Genomic DNA, 18,591 nt, shown 5'->3' with positions numbered 1-18,591 from the left:
AGTGATTTAGCAGGTCATACCTAGGGATGAGACAGCAGCTCCTCCACCGAGACCACGCCATGAGTTAGGGCATACAGCACGGCATGCACACGGTCGCGCGAGCTGGTCTTAGTAAGAATATGGCGCACGTGGGTCTTGACCGTGGCCATGGACACGAACTCGCACTCCGCGATTTCGGTATTCGAATACCCCAGTGCCATCAGCTTGAGGACGTCCAGCTCGCGTGGCGTGAGATCTTCGGCCGGAGGGGCGGTAGCTGCTGCCGCAACAGGGGTGGCATGTAAATCGGGCTGTGCTGCAGACTGTTCGCTGCGCAGTTGCTGCAGCACCTGGGCGGTAATGCGCGGTGAAAGGACGGCCTCGCCGGAATGTACGGTACGAATAGCGGCGAGGAGTTCCTCCGGTTCGACGTCTTTGAGCAGGAATCCAGAGGCCCCAGCGGAAATTGCTCCGTGGACAAAATTCTGGTCATCGAAGGTGGTTAACATAATGACCTGGGTGTCCGGGAATTCCGGCAGCAGCCTTTCTGTGGCGGCGATGCCATTGACGCGGGCCATCTGGACATCCATAAGCACAATATCGGCAGGTTGCGCGCGGGCGAGGTCGAGGACTTCATCGCCATCGGAGGCCTGCCAGGCAACGTCCAAATCCTCTTGGGAGCCAAGGAGCATGGCGAACCCGGCGCGCACGAGGGGCTGATCATCGACTAGGCCGATACGGATGGGGCCAGCGGGCGCACCTGTTGGCTGCTCAGGGTTAGTCATTGGGTACCTCCACGGTAATAAAGAAGTGTCCATCCTCGGTGCGGGTAGCAACGCTGCCGCCATAGGCCTTGACACGCTCGCTCATTCCAATAAGTCCGTAGCCGGGCTTGTGATTATCCGGCATGCGTGCGGCCGGATTTTCGGCACTCAATACTAGGCCGTTTCCAGTAGAGCGAAAGCGCAGTACTCCCCTTTTATCACGCGAATGCTTGATCATATTGGTCAAAAGTTCTTGCACCACGCGGTAGACGGTGAATTGGTATAGCTCGTCGCTTTCGGTCGGCAGGGCCTCCAGCCCGTGCACGGTGATATCGAAACCGGTCCGGCGCGCTTCCGAGATGAGACCGGCAATATCGCTCGCGCCGGGCGCCTTGGTATCGGCGCGGGAATCGCCATCACGCAGGACGGAGAGCAAACCGCGCATCTGTTTGAGGGAATCACGGGAGGTAGAGGCTATGGTCTCCAGAGCTTCTGTGGCCGCTGCGGGATTTTTGGCAGCGGCGAACCGGGCGCCGTCGGCAAGGGCAATAACCCCCGCCAAATTATGCGCCACAATGTCATGCATCTCGCGGGCAATGCGGTTGCGCTCTACCGCGCCAGCCATTTCCGCACGTTCAATCAGCAGCTGCTGGTCCTCGCGCTTTTTACGATCATTGGTGCCAAGCAAGTAGAAAAAGCCCATGACCGGCCACGCCATGACGATGACGGACCCAAAAGCAGGCAGCGGGCCGATGCTATTGCTAGAATCCTCAAGGCCAAAGTCGATGCCGCCGAAAACCCTCCGCCCGTAGAGCGACGCTGCAGTGGCCGCCAAGGTACCTAAGGCAATCCACCCTATCCAGATCCGTTGTAACCGCTTGGGCGAATGTGCACCTATAAGAAATACGCAGTATGCCACTGGGAAGAAGTGAGCATTACCCATGGCAGCCAGCGGGGTAAAGATGCACACCGTTAATGTGATCGCAATAAACCCAATGGCGTATTCCTTGAGCTTAGGATGCAGCCACAGTGCTAGTGGAATACCGACTGCATAAATTACGAGAACCAGCTCCTGGAAAAGCGAGGTTCTATCAATGACACCTTCTGCCACCCGCACGGAAGAAACCCAGAAAAACAACGGAATGATAATTCTCCACGGCGGACCTACCCAGGAACGAACCGCATCCGGCCATAGCTTCTTCATGGCTTTCTAGGCTAGCGCAGCCGCTGTGCCATGGTCCTCATCCCTGGGGCTGACTAGACTGGCGGGCATGCAGCACGAGTTCTTTGAGGTTGATGTTTTTGCCACCGGTGCCTTTAACGGCAACGCCCTTGCGGTGATAGCCGGCGCGGATGGGCTTAGCGCCCAGCAGATGCAAGCAATCGCGAACTGGACCAACTTTTCTGAGACCACCTTCCTGCTCGAGCCTCACGACGCCCGCGCGGACTACCGCGTCCGCATTTTCACCCCGTACGAGGAGTTTGACTTCGCTGGCCATCCCACCTTGGGCAGCGCCGCTGCATGGCGCGCCCTAGGCAATCACCCGCAGTCGGAGGGAAGTATCGTCCAAGAATGTGGTGTGGGCCTAGTTACCGTACGCGAAGAGGGCGATGTCTTATCCTTTGCTACCCCGCCGCTGCGCCGCGAAGAACCGCTAAGCCCGGCGGATCTGAAGGAGGCCTGCGGTGGGCTGGGGCTAGATAGCGCGGATATTGTGGACCACGGCTGGGTGGACAATGGCCCGGGCTGGCGCCTGCTCCAATTGCGCGATGCCGAGGCGGTGCGTGCGGTTAAGCCCCATGGCGAGCGCCCCAAGGTCGGCGTAGTGGGCCTTAATCCCAACGCCGCAGAGGGCGAGTCGGCCTATGAGGTTCGGGCCTTTACCACGCAATTCGAAGACCCAGTCACCGGTTCTTTCAATGGCGGCGCCGCGCAGTTTATGCGCGCGCGAAACCTGGTGCCAACGCGTTATACCGCAACACAAGGCAGCCAGATAGGCCGAGCGGGCGAAGTATTTATCAACGATGACGGCACGGATATCTGGGTAGGCGGGCGCGCCCATATTCGCGTGCGCGGAACACTGGAGGTTTAAATGCAGCTACACCACGATTTTGCCCAACGCCTTCCCCACTTGGTTCGCCCTACCGAGGGCGAAGAGCAGCCGAACCCAGAGATGGTCATCCTAAACGAGGAACTGGCCAGGCAGTTGGGCTTTGACCCGGACTGGCTGCGCTCCTCCGAGGGAATCGAGTTCCTCACGGGTCGCGCGGGCGGACACGCCATGGCCTATTCTGGCTTCCAATTCGGTGCGTTTAATCCGCAGATGGGAGACGGCCGCGCCATGCTCTTAGGGGAGTTAGAAAAGGACGGCCGGCTCTGGGACTTGCACGCCAAGGGAACCGGACTAACTCCTTATTCCCGCCTCGGGTCCGATGGCCGCGGAACGCTGTCTTCCATGCTGCGCGAGTACCTCGTCTCTGAGGCCATGCACGCCTTAGGTGTGCCCACCACCCGGGCGCTGGCGGTCATCTCCACCGGCCGGCCCATCCAACGCGGGCATGTGCAACCGGCCGGCATCGTGGTGCGCGTTGCCGCTAGCCATATTCGCGTGGGCACCTTCCACCTAGCCGCGCAGACGGATTACACACGTCAGCTGGCCGACTACGCCATCGCCCGCCATTATCCCGGGTGCGACTACCGGGACTTTTTCCTCCAGCTGATGGATGCACAAATTCGCACTGTATCCCAGTGGATGCGCTTAGGCTTCATCCATGGCGTGATGAATACGGATAACACCACCATCTCCGGCGAAACCATTGACTACGGTCCTTGTGCCTTTATGGAGGCATACTCCCCTGACACGGTGTTTTCCAGCATCGATAGGCAAGGCCGTTATGCCTTTGGCAATCAACCTTCCATCCTGGGATGGAACCTGGCCCGCTTGGCGGAATCCCTCCTGCCGCTATTTGATATGGACATGAAAAAGGCCATGGACTTAGCCCAAGAATCCATCAACGGCTTTACCGACCGCTTTGCGGACCAGCACAGGGCAGATTTAGCAAAGGCTTTGGATACCTCTCGAGAAGTCGCTTCTTCTTATGCGGCTGCCATGCAGCTCAACGGCCCAGATATTACGCTGGCCCACCGCGCTCTTGCCGACGCCGCCGCGGGCCACCCCACCCCCGCCCGTGAGCTTTTGCCCGAGGGAGACTTTTTGGATGAGTACCTAGCGTCCTCGCCCGATCCATCCCGCGTTAATAGCGCGATGCCGCGGGTTATCCCGCGCAACCTCGCGGTGGAAGCTGCCCTTAACGCTGCAGAACGCGGGGACATGAGCCCCTATCAAGAACTCCTCCACGCGGTAACCCACCCGTGGGAGCCCAACCCCTCATTCGAATCGCCGGACCCCAATGGCTTGGAGGGATACCTCACCTACTGTGGCACCTAGCTGCTGTTCACCGAGCCCAGACCGAATAACCCCCTGTACCGTCTCGGTGCGGTACAGGGGGTTATCTAGGAAGAAGCTGGTTCTAGCGGTCTAGCTTCAAGGTCTTCTGGGTGTACTCCCACATCTCGTCATAGAGCTTTTCATCGTTGCGCAGCTTGATGCCATAAGACGGAACCATCTCGCGGATCTTATCCGCCCAATCGATCATGTGCTCGCCGAAGCAACGCTCCAGCAGCTCCAACATGACGGCAGGGGTAATGGATGCGCCCGGGGATGCACCGAGCAGGCCGGCGATATTGCCCTCCTGGTTATTGACCAGGGTGGTACCGAACTCGAGGGAGCCGAACTGCGGGGCGCCTGCAGGCTTGATCACCTGCACGCGCTGGCCGGCGATGACGGTCTCCCAGTCGCTTTCCTTTGCCTCCGGGACGTACTCGCGCAGGGTCTCAACGCGGTCGGAGAAGTTCTTGCGTACCTCGTCTACCAAGTACTTGGTCAGGCCGAACTCCTGGACGGCAACGCCAAGGTAAGAAGTGATGTTATCCGGGCGGATGGACTTAAATAGGTCCAGGTAGCTGCCCTTCTTCAGGAACTTCGGGCTCCAGCCGCCGTAGGGGCCGAATAGCAGGCCCTTCTCGCCGTCGATAACACGGGTATCCAGGTGAGGCACGGACATTGGCGGGGCGCCCACAGCAGCCTTACCGTAGACCTTCGCCTGGTGCTGCTCGATAAGCTCCGGGTTCTTGGAACGCAGCCACAGACCGGATACTGGGAAGCCTGCGTAACCGGCAACTTCCTTCACCTTGGCCTTGCGCAGCAGATCCAAGGCATAACCGCCAGCACCCACGAAGACGAACTTAGCCTTGACTACCGTGATGTCACCGGTGTGCTTGTTCTTGGAATAGACCTTCCAGGAAGAGCCATCGCGCTTGATGTCGATGACCTCATGTCCGTAGCGGATCTCGGTGCCGGAGGCCTTAGCCGCGGTCAGGAACTGCTTGGTCAGCGCGCCGAAGTTAACGTCAGTGCCGGCATCGGTCCAGGAGATGGCTACCTTATTGGAGAAATCACGGCCCTGCGCCATCAGGGGCAGCTTCTCCGCAAAGACAGAATCATCAGCGGAGAACTGCATGCCTGGGAACATGTGCTTCTCGCTCAAAACGTCATAGCGACGCTTAAGGTAGTCAACCTGGATTTCGCCCTGTGCGAAGGACACGTGCGGAACTGGGTTAATAAATTCGCTCGGGTCGGTCAGAATACCGTTGTTGAGCTGGTGAGACCAGAACTGGCGAGACTTCTGGAACTTCTCATTAATCCCCAGAGCCTTGGAGATATCAATGCGACCATTCTTCTCCGGGGTGTAGTTCAGCTCGCACAGTGCGGAGTGGCCGGTACCGGCGTTATTCCACGGGGAGGAGGACTCCAACGCGGGGCCGTCGAGACGCTCAAAGACCATCTGGGTCCAGCTAGGCTCCAGCTCGCGGAGCATTGCGCCCAAGGTGGCGCTCATGATGCCGGCACCAATAAGTGCTACGTCGACCTCGTCTACAACCTGTGCTGTCTTCTTAGCGGAGGACACTCTGTTATTACCTCTTCGAATTGAAAATAGATATCCATCGGCGCGGTCTACGCCTTGACTTATAGCGCTTAGCGCCCCGCGCCACCATCGTTGCACTAAGACAACCTGGCAGTGCGTCACGCGTTAAGGCCTTACTCTACGCTTTTCTTATGCAATTTGGGATTTCTCCCCCAGACCAGTGGCAAAAATGTGGGAATTTCCGCCCCCACTATCTACACCCCAACACCAGCACCATAAATCCTTTATTACACCTAGAATCGAGGCATGGTTACACACTCCCCGGTATGGGGCCCAGACAAACTCGGCCCCGACTATGAAGCTGCCACCATTGACTTAGGCGTCGACCCCGACGGCGAGGGCAACGTGGCCACCACGCTGGTGCACTACGCACCGCAGCAGGCGGACGATGCGGCACGCGAACCATCCGCCGCCTCATCGCGCCCGGCTTTGGTGTGGCTACACGGTATGACCGACTACTTCTTCCACACCCACGTAGCCGAGCACTTTGCCGCCCAAGGTTATGACTTTTATGCTGTGGATCTGCGCAAGTGTGGTCGCTCGCGCCGCTCCGGCCAGTCATGGCACTATGTATCGGACTTGGCGTTCTACTTTGCTGACCTCACCGCTGCACTCGATGCCATCCCTAATGATGAGGTTATCTTCATCGCTCACTCCACCGGTGGCCTCATCGCCCCGCTATGGATGGATCATCTGCGCCGAACCGACTACGAACGCCACCAGCGCTTGAAGGGGCTCATCCTCAATAGCCCGTGGCTCGACATGATGGGCGTGCCCGGCCAGGTTCTTACCCCGCTCAAACCGCTGTTGTACGCACTTGGCCGCATCGTCCCCAGGACTCCCCTGCCCGGTGGCAACTTCACCGCCTACGGCGAGTCTGTTCACCAAGATTTCTACGGCGAGTGGGATTTTGACCTCCGCTTTAAGCCACTGGCTGGCCATAAGAAGTATGTTGGCTGGCTAGCCGCAGTATTCCATGGCTTTGATGCCATCCATAGCGGTCGTATCGATGCCGGCGTACCAATTTTGACGCTGCAGTCCACTCGCACTCAACTGGGCCGGCCTTATTCCGATACCGCGAACCACGCGGATGTCATCATCGACGTTGCCCAAACGCGCCGCTGGGCAAAGGAACTAAGCGCTCACTACACCTTGCACCCCATCAAGGGCGCTAGGCACGATGTTTTTCTATCCCTTCCGGATCCGCTGCAAGAGGCCTTCAACGCCTGCGATGAGTGGTTGCCCACCGTCTTAGATTCCGCTAAACCCGTCCAGTAATTTAGTCCCTATATATAAGGAATAAACGTGACTTCTTCACACCAGAACCATACGCCCGCGGCCGAGGAACATTTTGACCTCATCATCATCGGCACCGGCTCCGGAAACTCCATCCCTAGCCCGGAGTTTGATGACCAAAAGATCGCCATCATTGAAAAGGGTACTTTTGGCGGTACCTGCCTCAACGTGGGCTGCATTCCCACTAAAATGTATGTCTATGCCGCCGATATCGCCTTGGCCGCGCGCGAGGCCGGCCGTCTAGGCCTAGATGCTCAGGTCAATAGCGTGGATTGGGATTCCATCGTGGACCGCGTCTTCACCAACCGCATCGACCAGATTGCCAAGGGCGGCGAGCAGTACCGCCGCGGGGAGGAAACCCCAAATATCACCGTATTTGACGAGCACGCCCGCTTTATTGGCCCGAAGACTATTCAGACCGGCGAACATGTCATCACTGGCGAGCAAATCGTCATCGCGGCCGGCTCCCGCCCGGTCATTCCAGAGGTCTATGCCAAGTCTGGCGTGAAGTACTACACCAATGAAGACATCATGCGCATGGACCATCAGCCACAAAGCCTCATTGTGGTGGGCGGTGGCTATATCGCCATGGAGTTTGCCCATGTCTTTGACGGGCTCGGCACGGAGGTCACCGTGGTCAATCGCTCCGAGACTTTGCTGCGCCACCTTGATGATGATCTATCTAGTCGCTTCAATCAGATTGCTCGCGAGCGCTTCGACGTCCGCATTGCCAATGGCACCCAGCTCGAGAAGACCGACAAGGGAGTGCGGTTGGAGCTAGATGATGGCACCTCTATTGAGGCAGAGGCCATTCTGGTTGCCACTGGGCGCACCCCCAATGGCGATCAGATGGATATGGATAAGGCAGGCATTGAGCTGCTTGCCGACGGCCGCGTAAAAACCGATGAGTTCGGCCGCACCACTGCCGAGGGCGTATGGGCGCTTGGCGACGTCTCTTCGCCGTACATGCTCAAGCACGTAGCCAATGCCGAGATGCGCTCCGTACAGCACAACCTGCTGCACCCAGAAGACCTCCGCCCGCTCCCCCATGACAATGTCCCTGCCGCCGTCTTTACCCACCCGCAGATCGCAACGGTGGGCCGGACCGAAAAGCAGGCTCGCGAGGAAGGCTTCGATGTAACCGTCAAGGTGCAGAACTTTGGCGATGTTGCCTACGGCTGGGCCATGGAAGATAAAACCGGTATATGCAAGCTAGTGGCAGATCGCGCTACCGGGCAGCTTCTCGGAGCTCACTTGATGGGACCGCAGGCTTCTACCCTCATCCAGCAATTGATTACCGCGATGGCCTACTCGTTGGACATGCGGGAGTTCACCCGCAACCAATATTGGATTCACCCCGCGCTACCAGAAGTAGTGGAAAACGCCCTTTTGGGACTGGAGTGGCAAAAGTAAATTGTTACGTGACCTTCCTCATACATACCCAGATTTTTCCCAGCTTCCAGGGCATATTCCCATTTCACGCCAAGGAAGTCACATTCGTGACTGCAGGAAATTCACCACCATTTAGGGACACACGTTAATTTAATGGATGAAATTCCGGTCTTTGACGCGCAAAAGGACAAGAGTTTTACTAGATTTACTGGGGGCACCACCGTTGCTTCCGCCGACGTTAACCAGAACGGCAACACTGTCCCAGTAGAGCAGGCAGGTCCTTCCAAGACTGGCGCAGGCCAGACGGAAGACCAGACCCCTGAGGACTACACCCCTTCCCTGTCCTCCAAGATCGGCAACAAGCTCGAGGGCGACCAGGCAGCTAACGCCGTTGGCATCTTCGGTTCTTCCAAGGACTTCTCCGGCCAGCCAGCATGGGCAAAGGTCTTCTACGGTGCTACCGTGCTAGCAGGCGTTGGCGCCCTGCTCGGCGGCATCATCGGCCCTGTTTACAACTTCTTCGTACACGGCCCTTCCTTCTAAGCAACAGCCACTCGGCTCAATCAAAAATTCCGAAAGGTATTTTCACAATGCGTAACTTCCGCACCGCAGCCGTTGCTGCTGCTACCGCAGTCACCGTAGCTTTCGGCGGCACCGCAGTTGCTTCTGCAGAGACCCCCTCCACCAACGAGAACACCACCTCCTCCTCTTCTTCCAGCTCCCTCACCCAGCTGGGCAAGGACTGGGGCGCATGGACCGAGGGCGAGGACGGCAAGCCTGTCGTAACTCCTGACAACCAGGTCACCGGCGAGGACATGTTCGGCACCGAAACCTCCGAAGACATCCCGGAGTGGGCTTCCAACTGGAAGAAGGGTGCTACCGCACTGGGCATCACCTCCATTGTCGGCGCAATCATCGGCGCTTACAACTACGCCGTTTACACCGGCATCGTCCCGCAGCACATCTTGGACCCAATCTTCCGCCGCTAATTATTAGCCGCAGATTGGCTCTAGATAGCTAGGGCTTGCAGGGGCCCCTTTGCTATGTGCAGCTACGTGCTGAGTGCTGATGCCTTGCGCGGGATGTCGGCAAGCAAAGTACGCAAAAGGCCGCCTCCACTTCCCCGCTTGGGGTCGTGGAGGCGGCCTTCGTTAGCGAAGCTTAGTCCTCATCGGGGATGGTAAGGATTTCGTTGCCGTCCTCAGTAATGACGAGGGTGTGCTCAAACTGGGCGGTGAACTTGCCGTCCGTGTTTTGGACGGTCCAGTCATCATCCCAGATCTCGTAATCCAGCGAGCCAAGATTAATCATCGGCTCGACGGTAAGCGTCATACCCGGCTCGAGGATATCGCGGTAGACGGTCGAGTCATGGTGCAAGACAACTAGGCCGTTGTGGAAAGTCGGGCCGACGCCGTGGCCGGTAAAGTCGCGCACGACGTTATAACCAAAACGCTTGGCATAAGACTCGATAACTCGACCGATGACGTTAATCTCACGGCCAGGCTTTGCAGCCTTAATGCCGCGCATCGTGGCCTCTTTCGTGCGCTCTACCAGCAGGCGGTGCTCCTCGGAGACATCGCCGGCAAGGAAGGTAGCGTTATTATCGCCGTGCACCCCGTTCTTATACGCGGTGATATCGATATTGACGATGTCACCATCTTCAATCACGGTGGTGTCTGGGATGCCGTGGCAGACAATCTCATTAAGGGATACGCAGCTGGACTTAGGGAAGCCACGGTACCCCAGCGTAGAAGGGTAAGCGCCGTGGTCACACATGTATTCGTGTGCCACGCGGTCTACATAATCAGTAGTTACCCCCGGCTTAACGGCCTTTCCAGCCTCCTTGAGGGCGTTGGCCGCAATCTTGCAGGCCTCGCGCATCTTCTCAATGACCTCTGGGGACTGGACATAGGGCTCGCCAATGCCCTCTTGTACCTCATCCTTCCACGCGTACTCCGGTCGCTCAATGCTTTCCGGAACGGTGAGGATCGGAGTGGGCTTGCCTGGCTTTAGCTTTCCTCGATTGCTCATGGTTTCCCATGGTAGTCCTCTCCACCGCGAACGCGGGAGCCGGGGTCCTGCGGCGGGGTTGCAGACGCAGCGCGGCGACTATCCCTCGGCCGGCGGCGCTGCCCCTTCGTGCGGACCGGAGCGGTAGGCATCGACCTTCTGCAAGAAATTGCTGGTGATATTGACCGAGGCATCGGAGCCGCCACCCAAAACCACGAGGGTGGCAAAGGCAATATCATCTTCTTCCCGGTAGCCGGTAAACCAGGCGTGCGAGCCTTCATTGATTTCCGCCTCACCGGTCTTGCCATAGATGGTGCCGCCAGCGACCATGCTGCGCGCGGTACCGCTGGTGACCACTTGGCGCATCATAGCTCGGACATTGTCCAGCACGGGCTTGGAAATCTGCTGTGGTTTCTCGGACGCTTTAGTCTTATGGCCTTCAATCAGCGTAGGCGTAGGTGTCTTGCCGTTGGCAACCGTGGCAGAAACAAGGGCCATGCCAAAAGGACTTGCCAAGTCGTAGCCCTGACCATATCCGGATTCAGTGCGTTCCAATGGCTCCTTTCCGTCTGGAATAGAGCCAGTGATGGTCGTCAACCCGGGGATGTCGTACTCAACGCCGAAGCCAAATTTCTTGCCCATATCCTTCAGCTCACCAGGCTTGAGCTTGGTGGAGATATCCGCAAAGGTGGTGTTACAAGACTGCGCGAAGGCTTGGCTAAGCGGAACACTGCCCAAAGAAAAAGAATTGTAGTTGGTCACTACGCGGCCATAGATATCCATAGTGCCCGGGCACGGAACGATGGTATCGGTATTTAGGCCCTGTTTGTCCACGCCAGCCGCGGCGGTGAGAATTTTGAAAACAGAACCGGGTGGGTACTGGCCTTGGAGGGCGACGTCGCCGTCCTCATCAGCCTTCTCGGTTTGCGCTACGGCCAAAATATCGCCATTGGAAGGTCGGATGGCTACGAGCATTGCCTGCGAATCGGCACGCTCGTTTACCGCTTCTTGCGCGGCGCGCTGCACATCGTAATCGAGACCAACCTTTATCGATGGCGCAGCATTGGGATCATGCTTTTCGACGTCCGAGAGTGCCGCACCATTTTCATTGACCACGGAAATGGACCAGCCAGTTTGACCATCGACCTCGTCTTGGACCGCAGAACGCACGCGCGACATGAGATCGGGCGCAAGACCGCGGTTGCGGGTAACCAAGGCTGGCTCCTCGTTGAGGCGCACACCGTCCATGCCTTCCACCTTGGGACGCACAGCCTTGGCTTGGTCTTCTGTGAACATAGTTACGGAGAAAGAACCATCCGCATCCTCCAATTTCTTGGCCAAATCCTTGGCATCAATCTCTGCAATTGAATCATCCTGACGATGGGCAGCTGCCAACGCACCGCTAATCTTTGCCGCGGTAGGGCGCACATCCTCCAAGGAACTGATATCTACCACCAGCCGGTAGTTCAGCCCTGGGCTCATCAATTCCACTCCATTGGAAGAGACCACGCTGGCACGCTTTGCCTCCAATGCGCGCAGTTCCAAGTGCTGGTTTGCGCCCAAGTCTGGGTGGATAAGGCTCGGCTTCCAGCGCACCGTCCACTCATCCTCGGTCTTAGTAAGCGTCATCTGCGTGTCATAGCTCAAGGTGCGTTCCTTGGGCAGATCCCAGGTGACCTTGTAGTTCGCCGTAGCGAGGTTCTCGTCTTGATCGACACCTTCTAGCTCAATATCGAGCCCCTCGGCCTGCAGGCCGGAGTAGGTGGCGTCCAGGGCGGCGGTGGCGTCAGAGGGGGAATCGGTAAGCGCGGCCAAACCGTCGTTATTGCGAGATTCCATCCCTTCGAGGAATTCCTCCGCCACCGGTTCTGCAGATACCGGCTTCGGGGTACAAGCAACCACGCTGGTGGAAGCGAGCGTGATAGTTGCAACCAGCGCGACCAACTTCTTCATGTCTTGGCACTCTAGCAGCGCAAGAGCTAAAAAAGACTGCCCCACACCGAAGTGCGGGGCAGTCTACTTAATGTGGGTGGATTACTGGGTTACGCGAACCTCAGCCTTAGCGCCTTCCACGGCCTCCATGCCCTGCTCATCGGCAATGCGCATGGCTTCTTCAATGAGGGTTTCTACAATCTTGTCTTCCGGCACGGTGCGAACGACCTCGCCCTTGACAAAGATCTGGCCCTTACCATTGCCGGAAGCAACGCCGAGGTCAGCATCGCGTGCCTCGCCCGGACCGTTGACAACGCAACCCATAACGGCAACGCGCAGCGGGAACTCCATGCCCTCCAAGCCAGCGGTAACTTCCTCTGCCAGCTTGTAGACGTCCACCTGAGCGCGGCCGCAGGAAGGGCAGGACACGATCTCCAACTTGCGCGGGCGCAAATTGAGCGACTGCAAGATCTGGTCGCCTACCTTGATCTCCTCTACTGGCGGCGCGGACAAGGACACGCGAATGGTATCGCCAATGCCCTCTGCCAGTAGCGCGCCGAAGGCAACCGAGGACTTAATGGTTCCCATGAACTTCGGGCCTGCCTCGGTCACACCCAAGTGCAACGGATAGTCAGTCTTTTCCGCCAGCTGGCGGTACGCCTCCACCATCAGGACAGGGTCGGAGTGCTTGACGGAAATAGCGATATCGCCGTAGCCGTGCTCCTCAAACAGGCCAGCTTCCCAAATGGCGGACTCGACGAGTGCCTCCGGGGTGGCTTTGCCGTACTTTTCCAGCAGGCGCTTATCCAAAGAACCACCATTAACGCCGATGCGGATAGGAATGCCGGCATCGCCTGCAGCCTTAGCAACTTCCTTCACGCGACCGTCGAACTCGCGGATATTGCCCGGGTTAACACGGATGGCGGCACAGCCGGCATCGATGGCTTGGAAGATGTACTTAGGCTGGAAGTGGATATCCGCAATCACCGGGATGGGCGACTTCTTAGCAATGGCCGGAAGTGCTTCCGCATCGATGGGCTTAGGACAAGCCACACGCACGATATCGCAGCCGGAAGCGGTCAGCTGCGCAATCTGCTGCAGTGTGCCATTGATGTCGTGCGTCTTCGTATTGGTCATCGACTGCACCGAAATTGGTGAGTCAGAGCCGACACCGACCGGGCCCACCTGCAACTGCCGAGTCTTACGGCGCGGGTGCAGTACTGGTGGCGGGCCGTCTGGGATTCCTAGACCGATGGGGGTCGACATGAATTCTCCTTGTTGAAGCACAGAAATTTATAAGGTGGGTGATTAACGCCCCCACTCTAGCACTGCTTGCTTATGCCTGAAGTGCGCGCTGTGGGGACACGGCTGCTAACCAAATAGACGGATAGGGTTAACTACATCGGCGACGATAACGATGACGCCGACGCCCATCAGCAGTGCGGCCATCACATAGGTCACCGGCATCAACTTGGTGTAATCGGCCGGGCCCAAGGCCGGCTTGCCCGCGAGCTTGCGGATGCCATCGCGCAGCTTTTCATAGATGATGACGGCGATATGCCCGCCGTCGAAAGGCGGCAGCGGAACTAGGTTAAATAGAGCGAGGAAGAAGTTCAGCGTAGCCAGCATCATAAAGAACATCGACCACAGGGAACGCTCCGCCAATTCGCCGCCCACACGGGAAGCGCCGACAACGGACATCGGGCCGTCAGCTTCGCGTTCGTGGCCAAAGATGGAGGCCACCACGCCCGGCACCTTGCCAGGAAATTGCTTGAGGCCATCTACCGTTGCTTCCAACGAGTAGGTACTAAACCGCCACGTTGCTGGTAGCGCGTCAACAGGGCCGTGCTTTTCGACGACGTCGATAAGCTGATTGCTCAACCCGATAGAGCCGGCATCTATAAGTTCTCCGTCCTTATTGAGCCGCTTAACGGTATCCAGGTGGACTGGGATGTCTTTATCTTTTCCATCGCGCTCAACTGTCAGCGTGATGGTGTCACCAGGACGCTGCATTACCTCATCGCGCAGCTGGGTAAAAGAGTCTATCTTCTGGCCCTCGAAGGCGACGATGATATCGCCCTCCCGCACACCGGCCTTTCCGGCGGGGCCTGGACCCGTACACTTTTCCAGCTCTTGGTTCGGCTTCTGATTGGCCGAGCAGGTCACCTCGCCTACGCGGGGGCGCACATCGGCATCCGGGTTGGGCAGGCCAGCCGTCATGGCCACAAAATACAAAATAATGAAGCCCAAAATCAGGTTGACGACAATACCGCCTGCCATCACGATGATGCGCTGCCACCACGGCTTTTTATACATGGCGTGGGGTTCTTCTTCCTCGGTGAGGAATTCATCCTGGGCAGTCATTCCGGCGATATCGCAAAAGCCGCCCACAGGGAAGGCCGCCAGCCCGTATTCCGTGTGCCCCTTCCGGAAGGAAAATACGCGCGGACCAAAGCCGATAAAGTAGCGGCGCACGCGCATACCAAAGGCACGCGCGCTAAGCATATGGCCTGCTTCATGCAGCGCTACGGTCAGCCCAATGCCGAGGGCGAAAAGCACAATGCCCAGCAAATTTGCCATGGTGTGAAAGCTTTCTAGTCAGCCAGCGAATCAATCAGCGCATTCGCGCGCCTGCGCGCCCCGCCTTCTACTGCGAGGATTTCATCGAGGCTAGAGACTACACCAGCAAACTCAGAAGCGGAATCAAGGACCTTGCCCACTACGTCCACGATTTCTGGAAAATGGATACGCCCGGATAAAAATGCGGCCGCCGCTTCCTCATTGGCGGCGTTATAAATGACCCCCGTTCCCTCGGCCGCGGCGCGCCGGGCGAGATCGACGGCGGGAAAGGCGGCATCGTCAAGCGGCTCAAAACGCCACTCATGCGCCTGCACAAAATCTAAGGAAGGCTGCGCACCCGGCACGCGGTGCGGCCAATTCAGCGCCAGCGAAATCGGCAGCTTCATCGACGGCGGCGAAACTTGGGCGATGGTGCAGCCATCTTTGAAAGTAGCCATAGAGTGAATAATGGACTGTGGATGCACGGTGACATCGATACGCTCAGGGTCGATGTCAAAGAGCAGCGTCGCCTCAATGAGCTCCAGACCTTTATTCATGAGCGTTGCTGAATTGAGGGTATTCATCTGGCCCATAGACCAGGTCGGGTGCTGCGCCGCCTGCTCTGGGGTCACGTCCCACATCTCTTCGCGCGACCAACCACGGAAGGGACCGCCTGAGGCGGTAAGAACAAGCTTATCCAGCTCCCCTTCCTCGCCGGCGCGCAGACACTGCGCCATGGCGGAATGTTCCGAATCGACGGGAATGATTTGACCAGGGCGCGCGGCCTGGGTGACGAGCGTGCCACCGGCGACGAGGGATTCCTTATTGGCCAAGGCCAAGTACTCCCCCATCTCCAGCGTCGCTAGAGTGGCTTTAAGGCCGAGGGATCCCACTAGAGCATTGAGCACAGTATCGGCCGGAGTCGAACGCACTAGGTTCTCTGCAGCATCGGCGCCACTTAATACCGAACCGCCTAAGGCAGCGGAAACCTCGGCAGCAGCATCCTCTTTAGCCACTGCAACGTGGTCAAACGAAAGGTTGAGGCGACGAGCCTGTTCAATGATGAGCTGCGGGTTGGAGCCGCCCGCCGCGATTCCCACTACCTCGAATTTATCGGGATTATCCGCAATAACTTCCAGAGCCTGCGTGCCGATTGAACCGGTGGAACCAAGAATGAGTATTCGCTGTGTAGTCACCCTTCCACCCTAGCGCCCATCACCACGGGGCGGGCATGGCAGGTAACCAGTACTGCGGCGGGGGTGTTTAATCGCCATCTAAGGCGCGATGATTTAGAATGTGTAGCAGACAAATGGCATTGGTGTGCCCGCACGCCCATCGCGCAGACGGGCATACGCAGAAGCGAAGGAGAGCAAGTGTCTTCCCACAAGCCGGTACCGCAGGTATATGACGGTGTTTCTACTGAGGACGTCCCATCCGCAGGATTCGGTTGGTCCCGCATCAGCCGCTCGGGCGTGCAGATCGCCGGTTGGATTTCCGTTCTCTTCTTGATCGCCTACCACTTTGGTAATCACAAGGGCCACGTTGAGACTGTCTGGCTCGTCGTACTGACTGTCCTGCTGGTAATCGGCCTGCTCATTCATGCTTTCCAGCCTAAGCTGCACCAGGTGCGCACCGTGACCGCCCGCAACCAGCCGGTGGGCCACCAGGAGCCAGACTGGGTCTACGACCAAAAGACCAACACCGGTGTGTACGCCGAGCTGAGCGATTCCCAGCTGCGCGCGCTGAATATCGAGCCTTCCCGCGTTTCTCACCTGCGCGTTGAGCCAGGCACTAACAACGCCACCCCGGTTTCCTCCAGCAAGCACGCGCTCTAAGCTTTCAGCACACTTTAGCTACCGCCGCCCTTCCCCGCGAAGGTCGGCGGTTTCTTTTTGCCTCCGCTTGCCGACGCCTCTCCCCTTACTCAGCGCTCACTCTGCTGGGTGCTGCCCTGCCCACACCCACCCTTAGCAAGAGCGCGGTGTGGGCGATACTTGCTAAGAAGCGCCCGAGTTTTAAGACACCCAGTGGCCCACCTTGGCGTAGATCTCGGGCAGGGTGTTATCGACGCGCTTGCCACTGACCCGCAGTGCGAGGACATAACACGCAACAGGCACGGCTATGACGAGTACAAACCCCAGCGCGACCAGCACCATGTTCGAGCCGTAGCCGATAGCCATTGGGATGACGCCTGGGATGATGGGCGTCCAGCCAATAAACAAACTCAAAATAGCGCTTAAGAAGGCGCTAGCCGAGTATCCGGATTTATCCGCCCACATATTCCCGCCAGGCCGCGCGGTGGCAAAGGGATTAAAGGTGGTGAGCAGCAATGACAATCCGGCGGAAGAAGTGAAGATTCCCAGGGCAGCAACCACCAAACAGGCAGTGAGAGCTTTATCCGCACTGAATGCAAAAAGCAGCATCGCCGTGAGCACAAAAATTATGGCGGATAGGGCCACGTGCGCCCAGTGCCGCGCGTAGAGCAGCGTGCGCGGGCGAACTGGGGCGGCCATCTTTACCCACAGGCTTGGACCGTCATAACCAAAATCATTGGTAGCGACGATTCCGCCTATCAGCCCCAGAAATAACAGACCTACTGACGATAAATCGGAGTCAGTAGCAAAGCCCTGGATAATCAAGACGACTGCCAGAATTGGCTGCATGATAATGCTGCCAATAAGGCGGGAGTCACGGAAAATATAGCGCAGCGAGCGCGTAAATTCCATGGCAGCAGGGCTGCTATAGGAAAAGGAACCAAGGGAAAACCGGCTTATCCCCTTGGACTTCTCACGGTGATTGCGTGCCGACGGGGAAACCGTACGGTGCTCGAATTGCCGCCGCAGCAATCGATGCCACGTCCACACAGCTAGACCCAGCGTTACTACAGCGATGAGAAATTGTGCGCAGGCTTTCACTAGCTCGCCTTGAGCAAGCGCAAGCGCCCACCCCACCGGTGCTCCAACAGGCGTCCACGCTAATCCTTCACCTACAGTTCCCAACGGAAAGTCAGAGCCCGCGAGAGAAGAAAGTTTACTCGAGCCGAAGATAAGCACGAACACCGCCACCGAGCCCAAGGCCTTAAGCTTCGTGGAACTAAGCTCCGCGGCAGTAGCCCCCACATAGACCGCGAGATCCGCCAGCACCAGCGTCAGCACAAGGGCGAAAAGCATTCCTAGACAGAAAGGCAAGATGAACAATGCCTTCCCGTTTGCCGCCAGGACCACGCTTCCGGCCACCGCATAAGCAATGGACAGCAAGACTGATACCGGGGCGCGCAGATTAAGCACCGAGGCGATAGCGAGTGCCGGTGTGATGTCTTTCAGCCGCAGCGGAAACGCGGAAAGCTCGCGGGCAGATAGCTGGTTCTCGCCACTGGGCATGATGAGGGTGATAACGATGAAAGCCAGCGTGCCAAGACCAGGGGCCACGGTTAGGGCTTGCACGTTCCCAGTTCCGGTGGAAACATCTGCCGCAGCAAGAGCGGCGAGCGATGCTAGCCCGATGAGTCCATAGAGCAAAAGGCAGATCGGGATCATAACCGCTGCAGCATTCGCTTTAAGGCTGCGCGCCCACAGCGTGCGGTGCAGCTTGAGGAGCGTCGAAGTCATTGCGT

The 18,591-nt window shown here is 58.0% G+C and carries 16 protein-coding genes; 7 read left to right on the top strand and 9 right to left on the bottom strand.

Annotation, left to right across the window (positions count from 1 at the left end):
• Positions 1–20: 20 nt before the first annotated feature.
• Positions 21–764, bottom strand: coding sequence for a response regulator transcription factor (locus QP990_RS03310; protein ID WP_023021322.1), 744 nt, complete (start codon positions 762–764; stop codon positions 21–23).
• Positions 757–1,947 carry a sensor histidine kinase gene (locus tag QP990_RS03305; RefSeq protein WP_086587489.1) on the bottom strand — a complete coding sequence of 397 codons (1,191 nt, stop codon included), beginning with the start codon at positions 1,945–1,947 and terminating at the stop codon, positions 757–759. The genes QP990_RS03310 and QP990_RS03305 overlap by 8 nt, the downstream gene beginning before the upstream one ends.
• A gap of 67 nt (positions 1,948–2,014) precedes the next feature.
• Here QP990_RS03305 and QP990_RS03300 point away from each other — a divergent pair, with 67 nt between their 5' ends.
• Together QP990_RS03300 and QP990_RS03295 are read left to right on the top strand one after the other, a co-directional pair.
• A complete protein-coding gene (locus QP990_RS03300; protein WP_200288936.1) occupies positions 2,015–2,836 on the top strand; it encodes a PhzF family phenazine biosynthesis protein in 822 nt (273 codons plus the stop codon).
• Positions 2,837–4,192: a YdiU family protein gene (locus tag QP990_RS03295; RefSeq protein ID WP_200288935.1), complete on the top strand. Its 1,356-nt coding sequence runs from the start codon at positions 2,837–2,839 to the stop codon at positions 4,190–4,192.
• 82 nt (positions 4,193–4,274) lie between these two features.
• Here QP990_RS03295 and mqo read toward each other — a convergent pair whose 3' ends face one another.
• Positions 4,275–5,771: a malate dehydrogenase (quinone) gene (mqo, locus tag QP990_RS03290; RefSeq protein WP_023021318.1), complete on the bottom strand. Its 1,497-nt coding sequence runs from the start codon at positions 5,769–5,771 to the stop codon at positions 4,275–4,277.
• A 264-nt stretch (positions 5,772–6,035) separates the two neighbouring features.
• Between mqo and QP990_RS03285 the strand changes: the two genes are divergently transcribed.
• The 4 genes from QP990_RS03285 to QP990_RS03270 all read left to right on the top strand — a co-directional run bounded on the left by QP990_RS03285 (position 6,036) and on the right by QP990_RS03270 (position 9,466).
• Positions 6,036–7,067: an alpha/beta hydrolase gene (locus QP990_RS03285; RefSeq protein WP_284798412.1), complete on the top strand. Its 1,032-nt coding sequence runs from the start codon at positions 6,036–6,038 to the stop codon at positions 7,065–7,067.
• Positions 7,068–7,094: 27 nt separating this feature from the next.
• Positions 7,095–8,498 (top strand): mycothione reductase, encoded by a 1,404-nt coding sequence (gene mtr, locus QP990_RS03280; RefSeq protein WP_200288933.1) that lies wholly within the window; start codon positions 7,095–7,097, stop codon positions 8,496–8,498.
• A 132-nt stretch (positions 8,499–8,630) separates the two neighbouring features.
• The gene (locus tag QP990_RS03275) at positions 8,631–9,020 is read left to right on the top strand and encodes a hypothetical protein (protein WP_284798410.1); all 390 of its coding nucleotides are present in this window, start codon (positions 8,631–8,633) and stop codon (positions 9,018–9,020) included.
• A 47-nt stretch (positions 9,021–9,067) separates the two neighbouring features.
• A complete protein-coding gene (locus QP990_RS03270) occupies positions 9,068–9,466 on the top strand; it encodes a hypothetical protein (protein WP_200288931.1) in 399 nt (132 codons plus the stop codon).
• Positions 9,467–9,638: 172 nt separating this feature from the next.
• On the opposite strand, the gene map is transcribed toward QP990_RS03270, so the two are convergent.
• The 5 genes from map to dxr form a co-directional block, all read right to left on the bottom strand.
• Positions 9,639–10,508, bottom strand: a complete 870-nt coding sequence (gene map / locus QP990_RS03265; protein ID WP_200288930.1) for a type I methionyl aminopeptidase — start codon at positions 10,506–10,508, stop codon at positions 9,639–9,641.
• Between the two features lie 78 nt (positions 10,509–10,586).
• The gene (locus QP990_RS03260) at positions 10,587–12,440 is read right to left on the bottom strand and encodes a penicillin-binding transpeptidase domain-containing protein (protein ID WP_284798407.1); all 1,854 of its coding nucleotides are present in this window, start codon (positions 12,438–12,440) and stop codon (positions 10,587–10,589) included.
• 81 nt (positions 12,441–12,521) lie between these two features.
• Positions 12,522–13,685, bottom strand: coding sequence for a flavodoxin-dependent (E)-4-hydroxy-3-methylbut-2-enyl-diphosphate synthase (gene ispG / locus QP990_RS03255; protein ID WP_023021310.1), 1,164 nt, complete (start codon positions 13,683–13,685; stop codon positions 12,522–12,524).
• Positions 13,686–13,790: 105 nt separating this feature from the next.
• Positions 13,791–14,999 carry an RIP metalloprotease gene (locus QP990_RS03250; protein WP_284798405.1) on the bottom strand — a complete coding sequence of 403 codons (1,209 nt, stop codon included), beginning with the start codon at positions 14,997–14,999 and terminating at the stop codon, positions 13,791–13,793.
• A gap of 14 nt (positions 15,000–15,013) precedes the next feature.
• Positions 15,014–16,174, bottom strand: coding sequence for a 1-deoxy-D-xylulose-5-phosphate reductoisomerase (gene dxr, locus QP990_RS03245; RefSeq protein ID WP_284798403.1), 1,161 nt, complete (start codon positions 16,172–16,174; stop codon positions 15,014–15,016).
• A gap of 177 nt (positions 16,175–16,351) precedes the next feature.
• Here dxr and QP990_RS03240 point away from each other — a divergent pair, with 177 nt between their 5' ends.
• Complete coding sequence (locus tag QP990_RS03240; protein ID WP_023021307.1) at positions 16,352–16,813, top strand: DUF2631 domain-containing protein; 462 nt, start codon at positions 16,352–16,354, stop codon at positions 16,811–16,813.
• Between the two features lie 180 nt (positions 16,814–16,993).
• On the opposite strand, the gene QP990_RS03235 is transcribed toward QP990_RS03240, so the two are convergent.
• Positions 16,994–18,586, bottom strand: a complete 1,593-nt coding sequence (locus QP990_RS03235) for a hypothetical protein (protein WP_284798401.1) — start codon at positions 18,584–18,586, stop codon at positions 16,994–16,996.
• Between the last annotated feature and the right edge of the window lie 5 nt (positions 18,587–18,591).

The organism is Corynebacterium sp. MSK071, from assembly GCF_030232125.1.
GTDB classification, from domain to species: domain Bacteria; phylum Actinomycetota; class Actinomycetes; order Mycobacteriales; family Mycobacteriaceae; genus Corynebacterium; species Corynebacterium kefirresidentii.
The sequence above is the reverse complement of the archived record's forward strand: the minus strand, read 5'-3'. Positions and strand labels throughout refer to the sequence as shown.